Below are 20,622 nucleotides of genomic sequence, written 5' to 3'. Positions count from 1 at the left end.
GCGTGAATTTTTGAGCATGCATAGCTCTTTCTAATATCGGTTGCAGCCCCCACTGGGCATAGGCAAGTTACTGGTTGCGCACTAGAATAGGCGCACTTAGGTTTAGGAATGTCTCAATGATCAAACGTAGCCAAGCGAAGCGATATGGCTCCCTTGGGGCGATCGCCCTTCTGAGCGCGTATCTCGTGGTCGCGAGTCCTCACCCCGCCTTGGCGATGCACATTAGCGAGGGGTTTTTGCCCCTTGGCTGGGCAGTGGGCTGGTGGCTGGTTTTTTTACCCTTTTTGGCATGGGGACTATGGGCACTGCGACAACAGATTCAACAGCAACCAGAGTCAACCCTGCTGATTGCCTTAGCCGGTGCCTATGCCTTTGTGCTCTCCTCGTTGAAAATTCCCTCGGTCACCGGTAGTTGTTCCCATCCGATGGGGATTGCCTTGGGGGCCGTTCTCTTTCGGCCACCGCTGATGACCGTCTTGGGAACATTGGTGCTGCTCTTTCAAGCCCTGCTCCTTGCCCATGGCGGCCTGACCACCCTAGGCGCTAATGGCTTTTCGATGGCGGTGGTGGGACCTTGGTTGGCTGGGTTGACCTATTGGGGGATGTCCCGTGCCACGGCTAAGCCAGCGATCGCGATTTTTAGTGCTGCTCTGATCAGTAACTTGGCCACCTACTCGGTGACTTCTTTACAATTGGCATTGGCCTTTCCCGATAGTATGGGTGGGGTGGCGACGGCTTTTGCCAAGTTTGCGGCGCTCTTTGCTGTGACGCAGATTCCCCTAGCGATCAGTGAAGGGTTACTCACGGTGTTGGTGTGGAACTGGTTGACCACGTACTGCACAGCAGAATTGCAAACCTTAAAACTCTTGCCTGGAGGGGAATCCAATGAATAAAAAAACAGTGGCGTTCCTATTGGGCGGCGCAATTCTTTTAAGTACACTTCCCCTCCTGCTGGTTAAGGGTGACTTTGAAGGTGCCGATGCCCAAGCCGAAGCGTTAATTAGCGAGGTGGCGCCAGACTTTGAACCTTGGGCAGAGCCATTGTTTGAACCCCCCAGCGCCGAAGTCGAGTCACTGCTTTTTGCCCTTCAAGCGGCATTGGGTGCAGGGGTCATGGGGTTTATCTTGGGTCAGTACCGCGAACGCCATCGCCAAAAGGCAGCTGCCGCCTCAAAATCGCAACAGTCCTGAGCAGTCAATGCACCATCACCTCGATACCTATGCCTATACCAATGGTCTGCGGCATCTGCATCCTGAACAAAAGCTGATTTTCGCGATCGCCAGCCTGTTATTGACGTTTTTTGCTCGCCCCCTTGTCCAGAGTTTGCTTTGGCTGTGGCTGAGCTTTTGGATTCTCGGCTATGCCCGCATTCCGTGGCGGGTTTATTTCACCCTCTTAGCCACAGTTGCTGCGTTTTGGCTGGTGAGTTTGCCGGGGTTAGTGGTACAAACCATCCCGACGGAGACTTTACGGGCTTCGGGGCAAGTGGTTCTCAGTGACATCTCCCTAATGGGCTGGTCGTTCTTTATCAGTGCCGAGAAATTGCACCAAGGCTTAACCCTAGGACTGCGGACAATGGTTGCCAGCACCTGTTTACTATTGATTTTATTGACGACCCCCTTTCCAGCCCTGTTGAGTGTGGCCGAACGCTGGCGGGTTCCCCATTTCATCCTTGATATTCTGATGTTGATGTACCGCTATATCTTCACCCTCTTAGAAACCGCTTTCACGCTGCAATTGGCGCAGCGGGCACGGGGCGGCTATCAACGGCGATCGCGCTGGCTCGTTAGTGTCAGCCTGTTGGCGGCTCAACTCCTGCGGCAGTCTCTGTACCGCTATGAACAGGTGAACCTTGCCCTGCTCAGTCGGGGCTTTCAGGGGCAGTTTCGGGTATTGCGCCCCCAGTCCTATGCCTATTCGCAACGCTATGGCCTTGAAATCGTCATTGGTGGCGGTGCCCTCATTCTGCTGAACGCAATCACCTGAGATGTCTGTGCCGCTACTGGAATTTCATCAGGTTGGCTTTCGCTATCCCAATACCACTACCCCCGTGCTGCAAGACTGCTCCTTTACCCTAGAGGCGGGACAGAAAGTTGCCCTTTTGGGGCTGAATGGCTCAGGCAAATCAACGCTCTTTTATCTGGCAGCGGCCCTCTATCGGCGCGATCGCGGTGAAATTTACTGGCAAGGGCAACGGCTCGTCCATCAACCAGAGCGACTGCGGCAGTGGCGTCAACGCATTGGCTTGGCCTTTCAAGACCCCGAACAGCAACTGGTGGCAGCCACCGTGGCGGAGGACATCTCCTATGGGCTGTACAACTTAGACCTACCCACCGCCGAAATCGAAGCGCGTTTGTACCAAACCCTAGAGGACTTTGATTTAGTGGAGCTTGCCGATCGCCCCCTGCATCATTTGAGTTTGGGGCAAAAACGGCGGGTGGCACTGGCTGGAGTAATGGCCTTAGCACCGACGCTATTACTGCTCGATGAACCCACCACCTATCTCGACTATCAGCAGCGGCAGCAACTGGAGCAGGCCCTAGAGAACATTCACCAGCAGGGAACCACGATTATGATTGCCACCCATGATCTTGATTTTGCCTATGGCTGGGCCGACTGGATCATGATTTTGGCCAATGGTCATGTAGTGGTGAGCGATCGTGCTTCCCATGTCTTTGGGCAGTGGCCGACCCTTGCTGCTGAACTTGGAACACCCACCCTCCTTGCCCTGTGGCAACAATTCCCCGCCTCATGGCGACAGCATCGCCCCTTTCCCCGTACGGTGGCGGACTGCAGCCAAGAATTGATAGCCCTTTTTCAGAGCCTTTTACAAAACGGTCCCCCTTAAACCCCTCTCGGTTCTGTCGCTAAGTGCTGTTCAATGGGCATAATAGGAGCGATACCCTTTACCGATCAGCGGCACATATAAAACTGTATGGCTACAATTATGATTGTTGATGACAGCCCCACCCTGCGGGCAATGATTGTTCAGCTGATGAAAGAGCAGAACTATGACGTTGTTGAGGCCGAGGATGGTATCGAAGCCCAAGAAAAGATCAAGGCTCAATGTCCTGATTTGGTGATTCTGGATGTGGTGATGCCGCGCATGAATGGTTACGAACTGTGCCGCTGGATTAAGGGTGAAGCGGCTTGCCAAAGTGTGCCCGTGATCATGTGCACCACCAAAAGCGAAGAGTTTGATATTCACTGGGGTAAAAAGCAGGGGGTGGATGCCTACATCACCAAACCCTTTGATCCTGCAGAACTCATTGCCACTGTTAAACAACTCCTAGGATAGTCCTAAATCCAAGACGGCAACCACATCCGCCTAAAAAAGTCTTGGGGCGTCAGGGGTAGTCCTAAGTCAAGGGGCAGCCAGTAGAGGAAGCCCCCAACAACGATCCCTAGGACGGCAATGCGTGCCCAGCGTGCCCAAACTCCCCAATCGCGGCTGGCTTCCCAGACCAAGGCCAAGGCCATAAAGCTATAGAGGGCAGCGGGGAGGTAGTGATAGATAAAAACACAGCGGCTCACCAGTGCCCAGGGCAAGAGATTGGCAGCATAGTTTAAGAGCACAAAACGACCTGCGGTTGTGGTCAAGCTAAGGGGGACAAGAGCCACCGTGGCCAAGGTGCCCAGCCACAGCAGGGGGGGATTAAAGAGGGCATAGACGGCATAAACCCATTGCGTATCTGCCAGTGGTAGGGGCGGGCCAATGACCGGCACGGGTTCACTCAGGGTTTGCACCCGCTGAAAAAAGTAGCTCATGGGGCGTAGCAGAAGCGGCCAAGACCACCACGGTGAACAGTAGGGATGGGCAGTACTGGCAACACTGCGATGAAAGTTAAACATTTGGCGATGGAGGTCAAGTAGGCTCTGGTGGGGATGAAACTGGAGATGGGGTAGCCAGAGCAGGGTATAAACCACAAAGGCGACAACGGGGAGTAGCAGGCACATCTGCCACCACTGGTAAGTGGTCTTCCATTCAGCAGGCAGCGGTAACCTCTGCTGGAGAAGCCAGAAAAGCCCTACCCCCAACAGGAATCCCAAGCCACTCCACTTCACCGCCCCACAGGCGCCAAAGGCAACACCTGCGGCCATCAGCCAGAGCGATCGCCCCCTTCCTCGGTAGCGCAGCCCCCACAACCAGAGAATCTGTGCCACCACCCCAAAAAGGACAAGGGAGATATTGATGAGAGCATAGCGGGACTCCACCAAAAAGAGGCCATCGAGGGCAACAAAGAGTCCCGATAACAGTGCCACTCGCGATCGCCGCGTCAGGAGATAGGCCAACACTGCCACCGCTACGGGAATCAGTGATCCCATCAGGGCATTCAACCAGCGATAGCCCCAAGGGTGAAAGCCGCCCCCCAGCCAAATGCTCAGGGCAATCAGGTATTTTCCCAAAGGCGGATGGGCATCAAAGAAAGGAACACCGGCAAGATAGTTGCGGCCAAAGCGGGCAAAATAGACCTCATCAAATACCAGTGTGGGAAAGCGAGTCAGCCCCCAAAAGCGGGTGGCAAGGGCAAAGAGCCACAGCAGCAGTAGCCCCAAGGGCATCCTAAGCCGCTCCCTGCAACTCCGCTGTCCGCACCGCAATCCGTTGGCTGCGATCGCCCCGTTGAACGGTCAGGTTGAGAACTTGCCCCACAGCAGCACTATCAACAATCCCCTGCAACTGATCGGCACTGGTAATCGGTTCCCCATCCACGGCTGTAATCACATCCCCCCAGCGCAGACCGGCTTTTGCTGCCGGTGTATTGGGCAACACTTGCAGGACAAGAACGCCATTGACCTCTGGCAGAATCACTGGTGAGTTGGGGTTAGCATTGTTTTCCTTGGCCATTGCTGGCGTGAAGGTGGTCATTTGAATGCCAATGTAGGCGTGTTGAATTTTTTCACCGCGAATCAGGCGTTCTTGCAGCGCTTTGGCCTTATTAATTGGAATCGCAAAGCCAATCCCCATGGCATCGGCACGAATGGCAGTGTTAATGCCAATCACTTCTCCCTCTTCGTTGAGCAACGGCCCCCCAGAGTTGCCGGGGTTGATGGCCGCGTCCGTTTGAATAAAATCAAGGCGCTTATCGGGGATACCCACTTGGGCGCTGGAACGGTGGAGTGTACTGACAATGCCCAATGTGACGGTGTTATCAAGGCCAAGGGGATTCCCGACGGCGATCGCCCAATCCCCCACTTTCACGTCACTGGAATCGCCAAGGGGCGCAGTGGGTAGTGGTTCGGTGACCCCTTTGAGTTTGACAATCGCTAGATCAGATACCTCATCCACGCCGCGCACCTCGCCCTCAAAGACGCGGCCATCCTTGAGGCGCACTGTTACCGTATCTGCTTGACTCACCACATGGGCGTTGGTCATAACAATGCCACTGGGATCAATGATGAACCCCGACCCCTGACCCCGCAGCCGATCCTCTTGAGGGGGCAAGGCTAAACCGGGGAAAAATTGGCGAAAGAAGGGATCACTCAAGAGGGGATCCGCTGGGCGCACAATCGTGCGTTCGGTATCAATGCGAACAACCGCATCGCCAACCCGCTCCACTGCGGCTGCCACAAAACTATGGTGAGCTGCTGCTGCCCACACCGGTGTACCGCTACTGAGGCACCAAACAAGGGCAAGGCCAAGGCAGCATTTGAGGGTCTGCTGAAGCAAATGGGCAAGGCGTTTCATCATTGGTGGCCTAAAGCGCAACAGATTCATTTCTGATTGTATCGAAGCCCCCCCCCTCTGGCTGTGAATCCAAAGCACAAATCTGCATAGGAGGGGAATGTCCCTCAGAACAAGAATCAATGTCACAATCGTAAAAGTATTCAAGTTTAGGGGCACTATGCTGCGGATTGGCATCGTCGGGCTGGGACTCATTGGTGGTTCACTGGGCATTGATCTGCGGGCAAAGGGGCACTATGTGGTTGGGCTGAGTCGGCGTCCTGAAACCTGTGAGCGGGCGATCGCCAAGGGTGCCATTGACTGGGGCAGTACGGAGCCAGAAATTTTGCGTGCCCTTGATCTGGTGTTTCTCTGTCCCCCCATTGGCAGCATTCTCAGTGTCGCCTTGGACATTACCCCCTACCTCAGTCCAGAAACAGTGGTGACAGACGTGGGATCCGTCAAAGGAGAAATTGTCCCCGCCCTCGAAAAACTCTGGCCTCGCTATGTCGGTGGGCACCCGATGGCCGGTACCGCAGAATCCGGCATTGAAGCGGCGCAAGCCCATCTCTTTGAGAATGCCCCCTATGTTCTCACCCCAACCCTCTACACTGACAGTGCGGCCATTGACTGTGTGGCTGGTGTGGTCAATGATCTCGGTGCCAAGCTACTCTATGCCACCCCCTCGGATCACGATCGCGCTGTTGCTTGGATTTCCCACCTTCCTGTCCTCGTGAGTGCAGCACTGATTCTTGCGAATGCCCAAGAAGGCAATGAGCCGATTCGGAAGCTTGCCCAGCAGTTGGCCAGCTCCGGCTTTCGCGATACCAGTCGTGTTGGCGGCGGCAATCCAGAGTTGGGACGGATGATGGCGGAATATAACCGCGCGGCGTTGCGCCACTGCCTGATTCACTACCGTGCCACCCTTGATGATCTGATTCGCCAAGTGGAGCAGGAGGACTGGGAGCGGCTGCAAACAACCCTAGAACAGGCACAAGCCTACCGCGAGCAGGTCTATCCCTCAGGGACGCCGCCGGTAGTTTAGGCGACGCACAATCCAGTAACTGGCAGACAAGGCCAAGATGGCGATCGCCAGCCCCAAGAGCTTTGCCACCGTTTCCGGTTGGCCAATATCCAGAATGATAATTTTACGGGCAATGGCAATTAGAGACGTGACAATTACTAGCTCAACGATTTGCGACGAGACGTGGGTTTTCAGGTAGGCGGTGATATTTTCAAGAATCTCCAGAGCCACAAGCACATTGAGAAAGAGGCCAAAGATTTTCACCAGTTCAAGGCTAAACTGTCCCAAGGGGGGTGAGAATAGCTCCACGGTCAGAATCCGCCCCAAATCAATAATGGCGACGATGACCACCAGCAGCATCCCGATCGCCAGCACCCGAGTCGCGATCCCCTCAATCTGACTGAGCAACTGCAAAAACCGCTGATTGTCCTGAAGTAGAAGAATTACCTCTTGCCAAAAGAGAATCAAAGGCCGTAGCCAGCGTCGCATCCCTAGAGCTCAGCCAGAAGAACAAGGGGAGTGTAGGCTACTGGTTCCACCAAACGAGTGTTGAGGCCTAGCCGCTGAAACGACACTTGCAGTTCCTCAAGGGTGCCTTTGACCGAGAGCAGTCGCGGTAGCCATCCCTGAAGACGGAGGGTACCATTGCCAGCGGTGGTGATCATCACCTTGGGCTGAAGCCATTGCCCCAATTCCAATGCCGTTTTGCCCCCCTTGAGAATCGCCCCCACCACGGGTAAACAGACATCCAACAGCGGCGTAAGCACCACATCCACCTTGCCGTAGGTGCGCAGCCACGAATCATGACAGCCGTGGGGTTCATAGTAGAGACTTTGAGTGCCCCAGCGCAGAACGTAACCATTTTCCTGTTGACGAGGGCCGATACTAGCGCCCTTCGTGGCTTGAATTGTGAGATCGCGGTACGTGTAGGTTTGGTGGGGGCTAAGGGCAATCACTGTTTCAAAGCCAAGGCCTTGGGCAACTTTGGCGGCACTGGGGGAGGCAATGACCGGTAGGGCGCGATCGCAGGTGCGGAGGGTAGGTTCATGGCAGTGATCCGGTAGCCCTTGGGAAAGCAAAATGACATCCACATCAGTCGGCATGGCACAGGGGCGCGATCGCTCCGCCTGAAACAGCCAAGGCGTGTTGCCAAAAGTCAGTGCCCCGACAAACCACGGATCAACCAAAATCCGCGTATAACCTAACTCCCACAACCAAGTATTGCTCTCCAACCACGTTAACTGCATTGCCCCGCTCCTACAGCAACCGCGCCAAGATATTGTAAATCAGCAAAAAAATGTTGCCCATAACCATGCAACCCAACCCCACTAAACCACAAATGAGCAGCGCTGTCACACCCCCTAGGCCTGCTTGCAAGAGGGGGACAAAAAAAAGAACTGCCCCTGAAATGACCGCAATGATCAACTGCTCCCAGTGTTCAATCCAGCGTTTGTACTGCAAAAACACCAAAAAGGCAAATAGAGCACCAATCAACCCCGCACTCACACCAACAGGCAACTGCCAAGCGGTCATCAAACTAAAAATCATCAACCCCAAGGCCGTCATTTCAAAGCCCGTAAAGCCAGCACCAATGAGAATTTTCAATGCCGGTAAGGGAGGCGCAGGCTGGCGGGGCGGTTTTGCTTTCGGACGTGGTGTGCTGGTCGGTGGCGTCACCGGTCCAGGTGAAGGAGGGGGTGCCGGTTGTGACACTACGGGTGGCGGGGAAGGGGGTGCTACTGTTACTGGTTGTGGCGGTGGGGGCGGTGGTGGGGCGGGGGTAGAGTAAGCATTTAAGTCCGCTAAGACCTCTGCCGCTGATTGGTAGCGATCGCTAGGAGCAGGTTGTAGCATGCGATCTAGAATGGCTTGCAGTTGTGGACTGACTTGGGCATAGGAATGCCAATGCCAGCGGTTGTTATAGGCGTCGAATAGCTCACTGGGATCTTTGCCGGTCAGCAATATGATACAAGTCACTGCTAAGGCATAGAGATCTGAACTGGGATAGACCCGTTCCCCCCGTGCTTGTTCCGGTGGCGCATAGTACTGGGTATAAATACCCGTAAAGTGTCCTTGCTGTCCCCCCGCTTGGGAAATCTGCTTCACCGCACCAAAATCCAGCAGATAGAGCCGCCCTTGGCCGGGAAACTTTGTCTTGCTGGGGTGCTGGCGCATAATATTTGAGAGCTTAATGTCACGGTGGATCGAGCCGTGGTCATGGACGTACTGCAACACGGGTAGGAGTTCCCGCAGCACCTGCCGCACCTCTTCCTCACTAAAGCATCCCTTTTGAGCCAGTTCATCTTCGAGGGTTTCGCCGTCAATATATTCCTGCACCAAGTAGAAATACTGCTCTGTTCCTTGGCCATTGGCACTGGGAACCTCTTCAGCAAAAAATGCCAGCAAGTCGGGAATTTGGGCATGCTGTCCCAGTTCCTCAAGGACTTGCCCTTCCCGCTCAAAGAGTTCCTGAGCTTTTTGCCGACTCTGGGGATCGGAGACGTTGGGGCGAAATTGCTTGATCACGCATTCGCGCCGACCGGGGGTATCCAAATCCCGCGCTAGATAGGCCGCCCCAAACCCCCCCTGACCCAGAACCCGCTCTGCAACGTATCGTCCCCGTAGAATCAAGGGCATCCCACAGGCCGTACAAAAGCGTTCAGCCACACGACTGTACCGTTTGTTGGGGTTGTCTAAGTCTGGAACATCGTTTTGGGGACAACGACAGTAGGGACGGGTGCAATAGACAAGCATGGCAGAGGTGGCGCGATCGTTTCCTTGATCATGATAGACCTGTTGTCGGCAGCAACGCTTGGCCTAAGGGACAAGCCCTATTGTGCTGAAATGAGTGAAAGTGGATCAAAGCTGATGGTCGGACTCGAACCGACGACCTACTGATTACAAGTCAGTTGCTCTACCAACTGAGCTACACCAGCACTACCCCTAGTGTACTACGCTTTGGCAGTAGTGAGAAATCCAAGACTATAGTCTCTTTCATAAACAATTGCGCACTGCCAAGCCAGATAGACAGTCTAAAATAAGGCTGCATGCTCAGTTAGAACAGTTAGCCTTGGCATCTTGAGCTGTTTATGATTTATTGCAAAACACTGCAGACATCGGCAAAGTGTAGGAAAATAGGCTAAATCTCGATGAGTTTGCTGTGGCAGTTCCACACCCGTGATTATTCTGCACCTGTTAGATCCTTGGAAACGCACTCCGGTCAAAACATGGCGTTTCCCGATTAAAACGACTATTCGTATTGGTCGTGCCGCAGACAATGATGTGATTCTCAATGATATTCTCATTAGTCGCTATCACGCTGAACTGTCTTGCTATCGGGATCCAGAAAATATCGGGCGTTGGTATCTCAAAAGTTTGGGGGCGATCGGGACGTTTGTTGATGGTCGCCTTGTTGACGAGAGCAAACTTGCCAGTGGCAGTCTCATTCAGCTAGGACCCACAGGCCCAATTCTTGAATTCCATGAGCAAACCTTTCGCCGCAGTGCGCCCACCCTCAGTGAGTGTACCCATGCCGGTAATATGCCAGGGAATCTGTTTTGCATTCACTGTGGTCAACCCCTCAATGTGCAGCGCACCGTACGCAACTATCACATCCTGCGCCTTTTAGGGCATGGTGGCATTGGCACAACCTACTTGGCCTGTGAAGCGCAACCCCCCGGGGGATGGACTGGCAAGGTTCCAGAGGTGCGGGTTCTCAAAGAACTGCGGTCTGATATGGAGGACAATGAAAAGGCACAGGAACTCTTTGAACGGGAAGCTCGCATCTTACAGCTCCTTGACCATGCAGGGATTCCCCGCTTTTATGACTTTTTCGTGGAAGATGGCAAAAGCTATTTGGTCATGGAACTCATTCATGGCATTGACCTAGAGCGCTGGGTACTGCGCAATGGCACGGTGCCAATTCCTCAGGCGGTGCAGTGGATGATTCAAACCTGCGGTGTCTTGGACTATCTGCACAATCAGGATCCACCCGTGATTCACCGGGATCTCAAACCCAGTAACCTACTGGTGCGATCGCGGGATAATCAAATTGTTTTGATTGACTTTGGGGCGGTTAAAGAACTGGGGCATTCCCCCGGTGGCACCCGCATTGCCGTGGAGGGCTACAGTGCTCCGGAACAGATGATGGGCAAACCCACCATTCAGTCGGATCTGTTTGCAGTGGGCGCAACCCTAGCCTTTCTGCTGTTGGGGGATAGTCCGATGCGTTTCTATCACCACCGTGATGGCTTTCATCGCCTTGATGTTTCGGATCGCCCAGAGATTCCTTTCCCTTTGAAACAGGTGTTGCACCGTGCTACGGCTCCTCTGTTGCCCGATCGCTATCCTTCCGCGATCGCCTTGGCTAAAGCCCTCAAGGAAGCCCTTGCGGCACTGCCCCAAGAATCCTCGCAAGTTTAACGTGATTGCCAATTCCTATGATTTATCTGCCTGTTACTGCTCTACTTTTTGTGCTACTGTTACTGTCGCTGCCTTTCCTTTGGCTAGCGATCGCTCTTGATGCTGTACAAGTGGCCGTTGCCAAGTTGGGCTTTTCACCCACTGCTGCCTCAGTGCTACTGCTGCTTGTGATTCTCGGCAGCACGATTAATATCCCCCTCTATGAGCGGGTCTCCACGGTGGCCATTGTTCCCGACTTTGAGGCACTCTGGTTAAGTCGGTTTTGGGGCATTCCCCTGCGCAAAATTGAGCAAAAGACGATTGTGGCACTGAATGTGGGGGGCGGCTTGATCCCGACGGTGCTAGCCCTCTATCAATTTACCCGCGTCAGTCCCTTGGCGATTCTCTTGGTGACGGCAATTGTGGCCGCTGTCAGTTACTACTCTGCTCAGGTGGTACCGGGGATTGGTATTCAAATGAATGCCTTGGTCGCGCCCCTGACAGCAGCAATGACAGCCATTTTGATTTCTGGAGGCGTAGCGGCCGCACCCATTGCCTTTGCTGGAGGTGTGCTGGGAACCCTGATTGGTGCAGATTTACTCCACCTACGGGAAATTGAGCGGATGTCGGCGGGAGTGCTGAGTATTGGTGGCGCGGGTGTCTTTGATGGTATTGCCTTATGTGGGCTATTTGCACTGCTATTAACTTAGGCATACCCGCTGTAGGAATGACCATGATAAAGTGCTGGATGGAATGCTAAAACCTGTGAGAAAAGATCTATGGGTCTGCTGGCTGGCTATCAATTTGTCAAAGATTTAGAATCGGCGGGGGCACTGGCACTCTTTGTTCCGCCGGAGGGGGGCTTTGAGGGTCGCTATCAACGGCGACTGCGTTCCAAGGGCTATACCACCCTGCACATGAGCGCACCGGGTTTGGGGGATTTAGCAGCCTACCTGACCCAAGCGCACGGGATTCGTCCGGCTCACACGGGCAAGGAAGACATTCGCGTTTATTTTCAGCCCCCCCTAGTGACCTACCACTTGGAAAACCTGCCCCCCAATGCCAAGGGACTGGTGCTTTGGCTGATTGATGGCAAGCGCCTCTCAAGGCAGGAATTTGCCTACTTGGCACAGTTAACCCAAACCCTACCGAAGTTCAAAGTGGTGGTGGAAGTGGGGGGCGATCGCACTGTGCGCTGGGAACCCCTTGCTGATTGGGTCGCTGCTGCTTAAAACCTAACCCTGACCTTCAACGTCAATCAACAAACTGCCTACTTGCCCCTTGACAGTCCCCCTGAAACCCTGAAGGATGTAGGCCAAGAGGGCGCGATCGCGCTGTATCAAAAATAACCATTGGGGAAGAAACCATGACCTCGAATTCCGATATTTCAGGGAAAAAATTGCAGCCGCCATTTGCGGTATTCTCTTGGGTGCCTTGGGCATTCACAAATTTGTGCTGGGCTACAACACCGAGGGCTTGATCATGCTGTTGGTGAGCCTTTTAACCTGCGGTTTGGTTGCCCCTGTCATGAGCATCATTGGCCTGATTGAGGGCATTATTTACCTGACCAAGAGTGATGAAGAGTTTTATAGAACGTACATTGCGGGTAAAAAAGGCTGGTTCTAGGGGCTAGGGCTGGTTCCATTGGGGGAGACTGAGGGGCGATCGCCGACAGCGAGCCTATGGCCATCGTTGGCCTGTTAGAATAACATGCGCGGCATTTACCCACCAGCGTCTTCTGGCATATCCATTGCAGCCCAGCAGTGACCTACGAACCCCTGCATCACAAATATCGTCCCCAACGCTTTGCAGATCTAGTGGGTCAAGGGGCGATCGCCACCACGCTGACCCAAGCCCTACTCAAGGAGCGCATTGCCCCTGCCTATCTTTTTTGTGGTCCTCGCGGCACGGGTAAAACCTCTAGTGCCCGTATTTTAGCCAAGTCCCTCAACTGCCTGAGGACTCCCAAGCCTACCCCCGATCCCTGTGGCCAGTGTGAGGTCTGCCGTCAGGTGGCCAATGGCACTAGCTTAGATGTGATTGAAATTGATGCTGCCAGCCACACCGGGGTGGACAACATTCGCGAACTGATTGAGAAGGCACAATTTGCCCCAGTACAGTGTCGCTACAAAGTTTATGTGATTGACGAATGCCACATGCTCAGTGTGTCGGCCTTCAATGCCCTCCTCAAAACCCTAGAGGAGCCGCCGCCCCATGTGGTCTTTGTCCTTGCCACCACAGATCCGCAGCGAGTTTTGCCAACAATTATTTCCCGCTGTCAGCGCTTTGATTTTCGGCGGATTCCCCTAGGGGAGATGGTTGCCCACCTTCAGCACATTGCCGATAAGGAGCAAATTGACATTGAGCCGCAGGCCTTGACCCTGGTGGCACAATTGTCCCAAGGGGGACTGCGGGATGCTGAAAGCTTGCTGGATCAGTTGAGCTTATATCCTGAACGGATCACGGTAGAACATGTATGGCAACTGGCTGGGGCAGTACCAGAACAGGATCTGCGGCAATTGCTGGGGGCGATCGCCCGTCGGGATGCGGTGGCGGTTCTTGAGCACACCCGCCAATTACTGGAACGGGGTCGCGATCCGCTGACGATTTTGCAAAATCTGGCCAGCCTCTATCGCGATCTGCTCTTGGCCAAGACAGCTCCTGAACGGCAGGACTTGGTAGCCCTGACAGCGGAAACATGGCAAGCACTGATTACCCTTGCTGAGGCCTGGTCAGTTGAGGAAATTCTGCACGCCCAACAACATCTGCGCACCTGTGAAAGTCAAGTCAAACAGAGCAATCAACCCCGTCTCTGGCTGGAAATTAGTATTCTGGGGCTGATCACAGAGACGGTTCCACCGCCTGCTGCAACGCCAGTAACGCCTACCGCTGATCCAAAACTCAGGAGCGTCCCAACGCCTAAGGCCGAACCCCAAGCCCTGGCTGCGCCTGCTAAGACCCCAGAACCGCCTCCCAAGGAATCTGAGTCACAGGCCAAACCGGTTCAAAAAATTAAAGACCCTGTTGCACCAACGCTTCCACCAGAGCCAGCCACTGAAGCACCAGCCGAGAATCCTGAAGAGGTGTGGCACCAAGCATTACAGCTCTTACAACAGATGCAAATGAGTACCTATGCTCTGCTCTCGCAACATGGTCACCTGCGACAAATGAGCGATCGCGAGGTGCACATCGGCATTGTTAATCAAACACTGTTAAATCTGACGAAGAATAACCAAGCCAAAATTGAAGCCGCCTTTTCCCAAGTTCTAGGCCGCCGCATCAAAGTTGCCTTTGAGATTGCCCCCCTACCCCACAAAACCACGCCTGCGCCAAAAGCTAAGGAGCCGCCGCACTCCGCTGTCGTCATTCCCTCTCAACCACGGGAAGAACTACCGCCACCCCCCATAGAACCAACCCCTACTCCACCCCCGCCCCCTCTCACCACTGACCCGGATCCTGTGCGTGAATCTGCCGAAAAACTGGCACGATTCTTTAACGGGGTGGTTATTCGCTTACCCGATGAGGGAGAAAGTCCAGACACCCCAATTGCTGAAGCGTCTGAAGAGGATGAGCTTGAGTTTTAAGGGCTGTCGGGGTCTAGGCTTGATCGAGGGATTGAGCAACGGCAAGATGCAACTGAATTTTTGGCTCTGAGTCAAGGGGGGTCTGAAGCTGCGCCTGTAACGCCGCCACTGCCGTCAAAAAGGCTGTCAAATCTAGGCCGCAAAAGTCTGGATCACACTGTTCAAGGCGACGCCGCCCTTCCCCCAACAGCAAAATCGCTCCCCGCTGGTTGCCCCGACTCAGGTGATAGCAGGCCACGGCAATTTGTAGCAGACCTTGGTAAAACGTGCGCTCAGGTTCACTGGCCTCTAACCAGAGGGCTTCGAGGGTGTCATGGCAGGCATAGAATTCACCTCTGTTGAATTGGCCAATGGCTAAGGCAAGCTCAGGCGGCATATTTGATTGGGGGAGCACAATGGGGGATAATAGTAAAGAATCATGACATTTTTTAACGAATATCGGCAGAGCTTGTGCAAAATCCTCGAACTGTCTCTGATACCAAACGCGCTTTTTATGCGGCTCACAGGCGACCGATTCACTCGATCTACCGCCGCTTTATTGAGGAACTACTTGTTGAAGTTCACCTGCTGCGCGTCAATGTAGATTTTCGCTACTCTCCCCTATTTGCCCTTGGGGTCGTGACCGCCTTTGACCAGTTTATGGAGGGGTATCAGCCTGAGGGCGATCGCGCCAGTATTTTCCATGCCCTCTGCGGGGCTGAGGAAATGAACCCGCAACAGCTTAAGGAGGATGCCGCCAGTTGGCAACAGTACCAAGGCCGCCCCTTGAGTCAAATCCTCGATGAACTCAACAGTGGTCAACCCAGTGCCCCCCTCAGCAGCCTCAACCACGAGGGCAAATATAGCCGCCTCCATGCGGTGGGACTGTATGCCTTCCTTGAGGAGCTGGCGGGGGATCTGACAACGAATCTCAACGAGACACTGGATCAACTGGCTCCCGTCATTAAGCTGCCCATCGAGAAAGTCAAGCGGGATCTCGAACTCTACCGCAGCAACCTCGATAAAATCAATCAGGCTCGTAGTCTAATGAAAGAACTGGTGGAGCAAGAACGCAAGCGCCGTGCCCAGCAGGCCTCTCCCCCACCCGCTGTAGATGCCAGTTCCGATGCCCCCGCTTGATCCGCCCCAACTCATTACCCTCGATGCGGTCGGCACCCTCTTTGGCCTACGGGAATCCGTGGGTACCGTTTATGGTCGCTTTGCTGCTGAAGTCGGGGTTCAGGTTGATTCAGCCGCATTAGATGTGGCCTTCTTTAAGGCCTTTAGGGCTGCCCCGCCCTGCGCTTTCCCTGATCTTGAGGCTGCACAACGGGCAGAGGCAGAATTGCGGTGGTGGCAAGGGGTTGCGGCAGAGACATTTCGCCGCGCGGGCGTCTTGGATCAGTTTGCGGATTTTGATCGTTTTTTTGCCCCTGTCTTTGCCTACTATGCCACGGCTGAGCCTTGGTTGCTTTATAGCGATGTCCTGCCTGCGTTGAAGGAGTGGCAAGCTCAGGGCATTCCTCTGATGGTGGTGTCGAATTTTGATAGCCGTCTCTATGGGGTGCTAGAGGCCTTGGGGTTAGCGCCGTTTTTCAAGGAGGTGTGGATTTCCAGTGAGGTGGGGGCGGCGAAACCGAATCGGCTGATCTTTGAGCGGGCGGTGACCCCCTATGCGACCTCTCAGGTTTGGCACATTGGTGACAGTTGGGAGGATGATGTCCTCGGTGCCCAAGGTGCTGGTCTGCAAGCGATTTGGCTGCGGCGCGATCGCCCCTTACTGCCAGAACCAGCTATCCACGAGACCCGAGCCGTGCCCCAAATTGCTGACCTCTCAAAGGCGCAAGTTATACTGAGGGGGATAGCATCATGACGGAATCAGCGGTGAAAAGCCAAATTTGTATTCTAGGTGGGGGGTTTGGCGGGCTTTATACCGCCCTCCGCCTTGGCCAATTTCCTTGGTCTGCGCCTCCAGAGATTACCCTTGTTGATCAGAGCGATCGCTTTGTCTTTACTCCCCTCCTTTACGAATTAATTACAGGGGAGCTACAGGCGTGGGAAATTGCCCCGCCCTTTGTTGAGTTGCTCAAGGAGACCCCGGTCGTCTTTCATCAGGGAACCGTGAGCGCTGTGGCTCTCAAGGAAAAAACGGTACACTTGACCGAGGGCACCCCGCTCATCTACGACAAGCTTGTCCTTGCCTTGGGGGGGGAAACCCCTAAAAACAGCATTCCCGGTGTTGCAGAGTATGCCTTGACCTTCCGAACCCTCAGTGATGCCTACCGTCTCGAAGAAGCGTTGCAACGGCGGGAGCGCTCTGATCGCGATCGCATCCGCGTGGTGGTGGTCGGTGCCGGTCCCAGTGGCGTGGAATTGGCCTGTAAACTAGCGGAGCGCTTAGGTAGCCGCGGGCGCATTCGTTTGGTGGATCGCAACACCGAGATTCTCAAGTCTTCTCCAGAATTTAATCGCAAGGCAGCTCTGCGTGCCCTTGAAGAGCGGGGCGTTTGGATTGATTTGGAAACAACCCCGGTTGCTGTCACTGCGGATCAGATTTCCCTGCAATACAAAGACCGCGTTGATGATCTGCCCGTTGATATTGTCCTATGGACGGTCGGTACAGCCGTTTCACCCGTGATTGCTGCCCTTGATTTGCCCAAAACCTCCACGGGGCGCCTGCAGGTGATGCCCACATTGCAAGTCGTTGATCATCCAGAGATTTTTGCCCTTGGGGATGCTGCGGATGCCGTGGATGAGCAAGGCCAAGCCATTCCCCATACGGCACAGGCAGCTTTTCAACAGGCGGATTATGCGGCTTGGAATCTCTGGGCCAGTCTGAGCGATCGCCCGCTACTGCCCTGTCGTTATTCCCATCTCGGTGAAATGCTCACCCTCGGAACTGATCGCGCCGCCTTGGCAGGGCTAGGACTGACCCTCGATGGCCCTCTGGCCTACTTGGCACGGCGACTGGCCTACCTCTACCGCATGCCCACCCTCGAACATCAACTGAAGGTGGGGTTGAACTGGATGGCGAAACCAATTTTGGATCTGTTGACCGGCACCGTGAACTAGAACGTGTGCGCATCCTTGGCCTAGACCCCGGCCTTGCTACCCTTGGCTATGGCTGTATTGAGGTGCAGCGCAACACCTGCCAAGTGTGCGATTTTGGTGTGATTACCACTCCTGCGGATATGCCCGTGGGCGATCGCCTCCAGAGTCTCTACAGCGATCTGCACACGTTAATTCTTGCCCTCCAACCAGATTTAGTGGCTTTGGAGCGCCTCTTTTTCTACAAAATGAGCCATACGATTGTGGTTGCTCAAGCGCGGGGCGTGATTCTTTTAGTCCTGAGTCAACTGCACTGTCCCCTCATGGAATTCACCCCTCCCCAAGTGAAGCAAGCCCTCACCGGCTATGGCAATGCCGCGAAAATAGACGTTCAACAGGCGGTGCAACGGGAACTCAATCTCAGCACGCTGCCCAAGCCCGATGACGCTGCCGATGCCCTAGCGATCGCCCTCACGGCCAGTCGTCACTGCCAAGGTTTCAACGCTTGACCAAGCCATTGCCACCGCTTCACTCAGCCATTGGCGGGTTTTGCGATCTAGCAGATCGTCCTCCGCAAGCACCCATTCCTGAACCTGCGCTAGACTGTGACCTTCCGCACGGCAAATCGTAATCACGCCGGCGATCGCTGCCGCCACCACCTCTTCACTGACAGGCTGCTGGCTGAGGGCTGCTATTTCTTCGAGACTCCTTGGAATGGGATAATGCATAGGGCAACAGGGTAATTCTGAGAAACCGTAAACTCTCTTAAACTGTTTAGTACAGTGCAGTTTACGCCAAATTGCGCCCTTGTCAAGCTCCTTAGCGGACTTTTGAAACAAAATGCAAGAACTGTTATACCTTGAGGTGCCCACTCCCGATACCGCAGCGGTGATTCACTGGCTGCACCACACCTTTGAGCCGCACATTGGCACCATTGCGCCAAAACCAAGCGGGGGTTGCTGGCAGGTTCCTGAGGCCCCCACGGAACTGGCTATTTTCCTGTGGAGCTTGCAGCGAACCACATACCTCAAGGTGATGCGCTGGGGAGAGCGGCCTTTCCCCCAGGAGCGGGCCTGTCTCCAACACCTTCAACAGCATTTGCGTTTGGCCTTTCCACTGCAACCTGAGGCGCTTCCCCCTTGGCCGGCTGGCAAGACAATTTTTGAAGCCTTGGTCGATCGCTATCCGCTGACCGTGAAATACTTCCAACGCATGCCCCAAGGTGAGGCGGATTTAGAGCGGGTTTATTGGTGGGAGCAACGCTGGCGCCAAGGGGTACAACAGCCCACGCCCCCGCTTCCAGTTTTGCACACTGCAACGACACCCTGTGATCCCCCTCGCTATGACCTAGTTTATGTGGGGGGTGCCTTGGGGGTGATCCACGCAGCGGTGATGGCGCGGTTGGGCTATCGGGTGCTGGTGATCGAGCGGTTGCCCTTTGGCCGCATGAATCGGGAGTGGAATATCTCCCGCATGGAATTTCAGAGTCTGATTGATCTGGGCTTGTTTACGACTGCGGAGTTTGAGAGCCTGATTGCCCGCGAGTACCGCGATGGCTTTAACAAGTTCTTTGATGCCACTAGTCCTCCCCATTGTCGGGCACCCGTACTGCACACCCCGACGGTTCTGAATATTGCCCTTGACTCGGCCAAATTCCTGCATCTGTGCGGTGAGAAACTGCGCCAAGCGGGGGGTGAGATTTGGGATTGGACAGAATTTGAGACGGCCACGATTCATTCCAATGGTGTGGTTCTGCAAACTCAGCACCGCCAGACCCAAGAACAGCGACAGGCGATCGCCCGTGTCCTCGTGGATGCGATGGGGACTGCCTCCCCTATTGCTCGTCAACTGAACGGTGGTCGTGCCTACGATAGTGTGTGTCCGACGGTGGGGGCGATCGTCAAGGGCATTGCCCCGCAAGTTTGGGATGGCGATTATGGCGATGTGCTCTTTAGCCACGGTGATATTTCGCGGGGACGGCAACTCATTTGGGAACTGTTTCCGGGGGCAGGGGAAGAGCGCACGATTTATCTTTTTCACTATCACCACATTCAGCCAGAGTTTCCCGGCTCTTTGCTGGAACTCTACGAAGACTTCTTTACGATCTTGCCGGAGTACCGCCGCTGCGATTTAGATCAACTGACTTGGGTGAAGCCGACGTTTGGTTACATCCCCGGCTACTTTAGCCACCACCGAAGCGATCGCGCCGTGGCCTTTGATCGCGTCTTGGCCATTGGTGATGCCGCCTCACTGCAATCCCCCTTAGTATTTACTGGCTTTGGCTCGCTGGTGCGCAACCTGCCCCGCTTGACGGATCTACTGGACACCGCCCTGCGTCATGACCTTGTGCAAAAGCAATTTCTCAACCAAATTCGCGCTTATCAGAGCAATACAGCGGTGACATGGCTCTTTTCGCGGGGAATGATGGTGCCCAGCGATCGCCCCCTGCCCCCAGAGCGCGTCAATGCCACGTTGAACACCTTTTTTGGCATCCTCGGACAAGAATCCCCCGAATTGGCCGATCGCTTTATCAAAGACCGTGCGGGTTGGCTGCCCTTTAACCGTATGGCACTGCGAGCTGCTTGGCAAAACCCCGGCCTCCTTTGGTGGATCTACGAAATGGTGGGGGTTGGGGATCTGCTGCGTTGGCTGCAAAGCTACCTCAGTTTTAGCTTGGATGCCCTGTACCATGCCCTCTTTGGCTTTTGGCTGCCCCCCTTGGTGCGCCGTTGTCAACCGTGGCTAGAACCCATGGCACCGCAACTTTGGTTTTGGCTCTTGGTGCAAAGCTATGCCCTGAGTTACTCTGTGGGACAACCCCGTTTGGAACGACCCTTAACCTCCCTCCCCACTGCCAGAGTTGATCAAGCGGTTTCCCCTCGCTAACCTTGGGAACAAAGGTGTTGCGGAGAGAATGACG

General features: G+C 54.6%; 23 protein-coding genes and 1 tRNA gene. 16 read left to right on the top strand and 8 right to left on the bottom strand.

What is annotated here, in order from left to right; translation table 11 throughout:
- Positions 1-116 precede the first annotated feature (116 nt).
- The 5 genes from QYC28_RS12720 to QYC28_RS12700 all read left to right on the top strand — a co-directional run bounded on the left by QYC28_RS12720 (position 117) and on the right by QYC28_RS12700 (position 3,299).
- On the top strand, positions 117-893 hold the full coding sequence (locus QYC28_RS12720) for an energy-coupling factor ABC transporter permease (RefSeq protein ID WP_302679591.1): 777 nt from the start codon (positions 117-119) through the stop codon (positions 891-893).
- Positions 886-1,191, top strand: coding sequence for an energy-coupling factor ABC transporter substrate-binding protein (locus QYC28_RS12715; protein WP_149821403.1), 306 nt, complete (start codon positions 886-888; stop codon positions 1,189-1,191). Before QYC28_RS12720 ends, QYC28_RS12715 begins: the two co-directional genes overlap by 8 nt.
- Positions 1,192-1,198: 7 nt before the next feature.
- Positions 1,199-1,987 (top strand): cobalt ECF transporter T component CbiQ, encoded by a 789-nt coding sequence (gene cbiQ, locus QYC28_RS12710; RefSeq protein WP_149821401.1) that lies wholly within the window; start codon positions 1,199-1,201, stop codon positions 1,985-1,987.
- Between the two features lies 1 nt (position 1,988).
- Positions 1,989-2,849 (top strand): energy-coupling factor ABC transporter ATP-binding protein, encoded by an 861-nt coding sequence (locus QYC28_RS12705; RefSeq protein WP_149821399.1) that lies wholly within the window; start codon positions 1,989-1,991, stop codon positions 2,847-2,849.
- 87 nt (positions 2,850-2,936) lie between these two features.
- A complete protein-coding gene (locus QYC28_RS12700; protein ID WP_149821397.1) occupies positions 2,937-3,299 on the top strand; it encodes a response regulator transcription factor in 363 nt (120 codons plus the stop codon).
- Positions 3,300-3,301: 2 nt separating this feature from the next.
- Here QYC28_RS12700 and QYC28_RS12695 read toward each other — a convergent pair whose 3' ends face one another.
- Entirely contained in the window at positions 3,302-4,564 is a 1,263-nt protein-coding gene (locus QYC28_RS12695) for a phospholipid carrier-dependent glycosyltransferase (protein WP_302679590.1), read from the bottom strand.
- A 1-nt stretch (position 4,565) separates the two neighbouring features.
- Positions 4,566-5,720 (bottom strand): HhoA/HhoB/HtrA family serine endopeptidase, encoded by a 1,155-nt coding sequence (locus QYC28_RS12690; protein WP_286668778.1) that lies wholly within the window; start codon positions 5,718-5,720, stop codon positions 4,566-4,568.
- Between the two features lie 130 nt (positions 5,721-5,850).
- Here QYC28_RS12690 and QYC28_RS12685 point away from each other — a divergent pair, with 130 nt between their 5' ends.
- A complete protein-coding gene (locus QYC28_RS12685; protein WP_315863230.1) occupies positions 5,851-6,711 on the top strand; it encodes a prephenate/arogenate dehydrogenase in 861 nt (286 codons plus the stop codon).
- On the opposite strand, the gene QYC28_RS12680 is transcribed toward QYC28_RS12685, so the two are convergent.
- The 4 genes from QYC28_RS12680 to QYC28_RS12665 form a co-directional block, all read right to left on the bottom strand.
- Complete coding sequence (locus QYC28_RS12680) at positions 6,688-7,179, bottom strand: phosphate-starvation-inducible PsiE family protein (RefSeq protein ID WP_286625967.1); 492 nt, start codon at positions 7,177-7,179, stop codon at positions 6,688-6,690. The genes QYC28_RS12685 and QYC28_RS12680 overlap by 24 nt on opposite strands.
- A 2-nt stretch (positions 7,180-7,181) precedes the next feature.
- Positions 7,182-7,937 carry an MBL fold metallo-hydrolase gene (locus tag QYC28_RS12675; RefSeq protein WP_302679588.1) on the bottom strand — a complete coding sequence of 252 codons (756 nt, stop codon included), beginning with the start codon at positions 7,935-7,937 and terminating at the stop codon, positions 7,182-7,184.
- A 10-nt stretch (positions 7,938-7,947) separates the two neighbouring features.
- Positions 7,948-9,444: a serine/threonine-protein kinase gene (locus tag QYC28_RS12670; RefSeq protein WP_149821385.1), complete on the bottom strand. Its 1,497-nt coding sequence runs from the start codon at positions 9,442-9,444 to the stop codon at positions 7,948-7,950.
- 109 nt (positions 9,445-9,553) lie between these two features.
- Positions 9,554-9,626, bottom strand: a tRNA-Thr gene (locus QYC28_RS12665).
- Between the two features lie 241 nt (positions 9,627-9,867).
- On the opposite strand from QYC28_RS12665, the gene QYC28_RS12660 reads away from it, so the two are divergent.
- From QYC28_RS12660 to QYC28_RS12640, 5 genes are all read left to right on the top strand, one after another.
- Positions 9,868-11,112 carry a protein kinase domain-containing protein gene (locus tag QYC28_RS12660; protein WP_286649709.1) on the top strand — a complete coding sequence of 415 codons (1,245 nt, stop codon included), beginning with the start codon at positions 9,868-9,870 and terminating at the stop codon, positions 11,110-11,112.
- Between the two features lie 17 nt (positions 11,113-11,129).
- Entirely contained in the window at positions 11,130-11,801 is a 672-nt protein-coding gene (locus QYC28_RS12655; protein ID WP_149821381.1) for a DUF1614 domain-containing protein, read from the top strand.
- Between the two features lie 69 nt (positions 11,802-11,870).
- Positions 11,871-12,323: a photosynthetic/respiratory NAD(P)H-quinone oxidoreductase subunit N gene (ndhN, locus tag QYC28_RS12650; protein WP_149821379.1), complete on the top strand. Its 453-nt coding sequence runs from the start codon at positions 11,871-11,873 to the stop codon at positions 12,321-12,323.
- 106 nt (positions 12,324-12,429) lie between these two features.
- Positions 12,430-12,717, top strand: coding sequence for a TM2 domain-containing protein (locus QYC28_RS12645; protein ID WP_190278355.1), 288 nt, complete (start codon positions 12,430-12,432; stop codon positions 12,715-12,717).
- Positions 12,718-12,854: 137 nt separating this feature from the next.
- The gene (locus tag QYC28_RS12640) at positions 12,855-14,675 is read left to right on the top strand and encodes a DNA polymerase III subunit gamma/tau (protein ID WP_149821377.1); all 1,821 of its coding nucleotides are present in this window, start codon (positions 12,855-12,857) and stop codon (positions 14,673-14,675) included.
- 13 nt (positions 14,676-14,688) lie between these two features.
- Here QYC28_RS12640 and QYC28_RS12635 read toward each other — a convergent pair whose 3' ends face one another.
- Entirely contained in the window at positions 14,689-15,051 is a 363-nt protein-coding gene (locus tag QYC28_RS12635; RefSeq protein WP_149821375.1) for a DUF309 domain-containing protein, read from the bottom strand.
- Positions 15,052-15,125: 74 nt separating this feature from the next.
- On the opposite strand from QYC28_RS12635, the gene psb29 reads away from it, so the two are divergent.
- From psb29 to ruvC, 4 genes are read left to right on the top strand one after another with little or no spacing between them, the layout of a single operon-like run.
- Positions 15,126-15,794: a photosystem II biogenesis protein Psp29 gene (psb29, locus tag QYC28_RS12630; protein WP_149821373.1), complete on the top strand. Its 669-nt coding sequence runs from the start codon at positions 15,126-15,128 to the stop codon at positions 15,792-15,794.
- The gene (locus QYC28_RS12625; protein WP_149821370.1) at positions 15,781-16,527 is read left to right on the top strand and encodes an HAD family hydrolase; all 747 of its coding nucleotides are present in this window, start codon (positions 15,781-15,783) and stop codon (positions 16,525-16,527) included. Before psb29 ends, QYC28_RS12625 begins: the two co-directional genes overlap by 14 nt.
- A complete protein-coding gene (locus QYC28_RS12620) occupies positions 16,524-17,726 on the top strand; it encodes an NAD(P)/FAD-dependent oxidoreductase (protein WP_190278109.1) in 1,203 nt (400 codons plus the stop codon). The genes QYC28_RS12625 and QYC28_RS12620 overlap by 4 nt, the downstream gene beginning before the upstream one ends.
- Before the next feature lie 5 nt (positions 17,727-17,731).
- Positions 17,732-18,211 (top strand): crossover junction endodeoxyribonuclease RuvC, encoded by a 480-nt coding sequence (gene ruvC, locus QYC28_RS12615; RefSeq protein ID WP_149821366.1) that lies wholly within the window; start codon positions 17,732-17,734, stop codon positions 18,209-18,211.
- Here ruvC and QYC28_RS12610 read toward each other — a convergent pair.
- The gene (locus QYC28_RS12610) at positions 18,161-18,430 is read right to left on the bottom strand and encodes a hypothetical protein (protein ID WP_149821364.1); all 270 of its coding nucleotides are present in this window, start codon (positions 18,428-18,430) and stop codon (positions 18,161-18,163) included. The two genes, ruvC and QYC28_RS12610, sit on opposite strands and share 51 nt — an antisense overlap.
- Positions 18,431-18,542: 112 nt before the next feature.
- Between QYC28_RS12610 and QYC28_RS12605 the strand changes: the two genes are divergently transcribed.
- Positions 18,543-20,588, top strand: coding sequence for an NAD(P)/FAD-dependent oxidoreductase (locus tag QYC28_RS12605; RefSeq protein ID WP_286668772.1), 2,046 nt, complete (start codon positions 18,543-18,545; stop codon positions 20,586-20,588).
- Positions 20,589-20,622 lie beyond the last annotated feature (34 nt).

Origin of the sequence: Thermosynechococcus sp. HY596 (genome assembly GCF_030518715.1) — a bacterium.
In the GTDB taxonomy this organism is placed as follows: domain Bacteria; phylum Cyanobacteriota; class Cyanobacteriia; order Thermosynechococcales; family Thermosynechococcaceae; genus Thermosynechococcus.
Note: the sequence above shows the minus strand (reverse complement) of the source record. Positions and strands in the feature narration are given on the sequence as shown.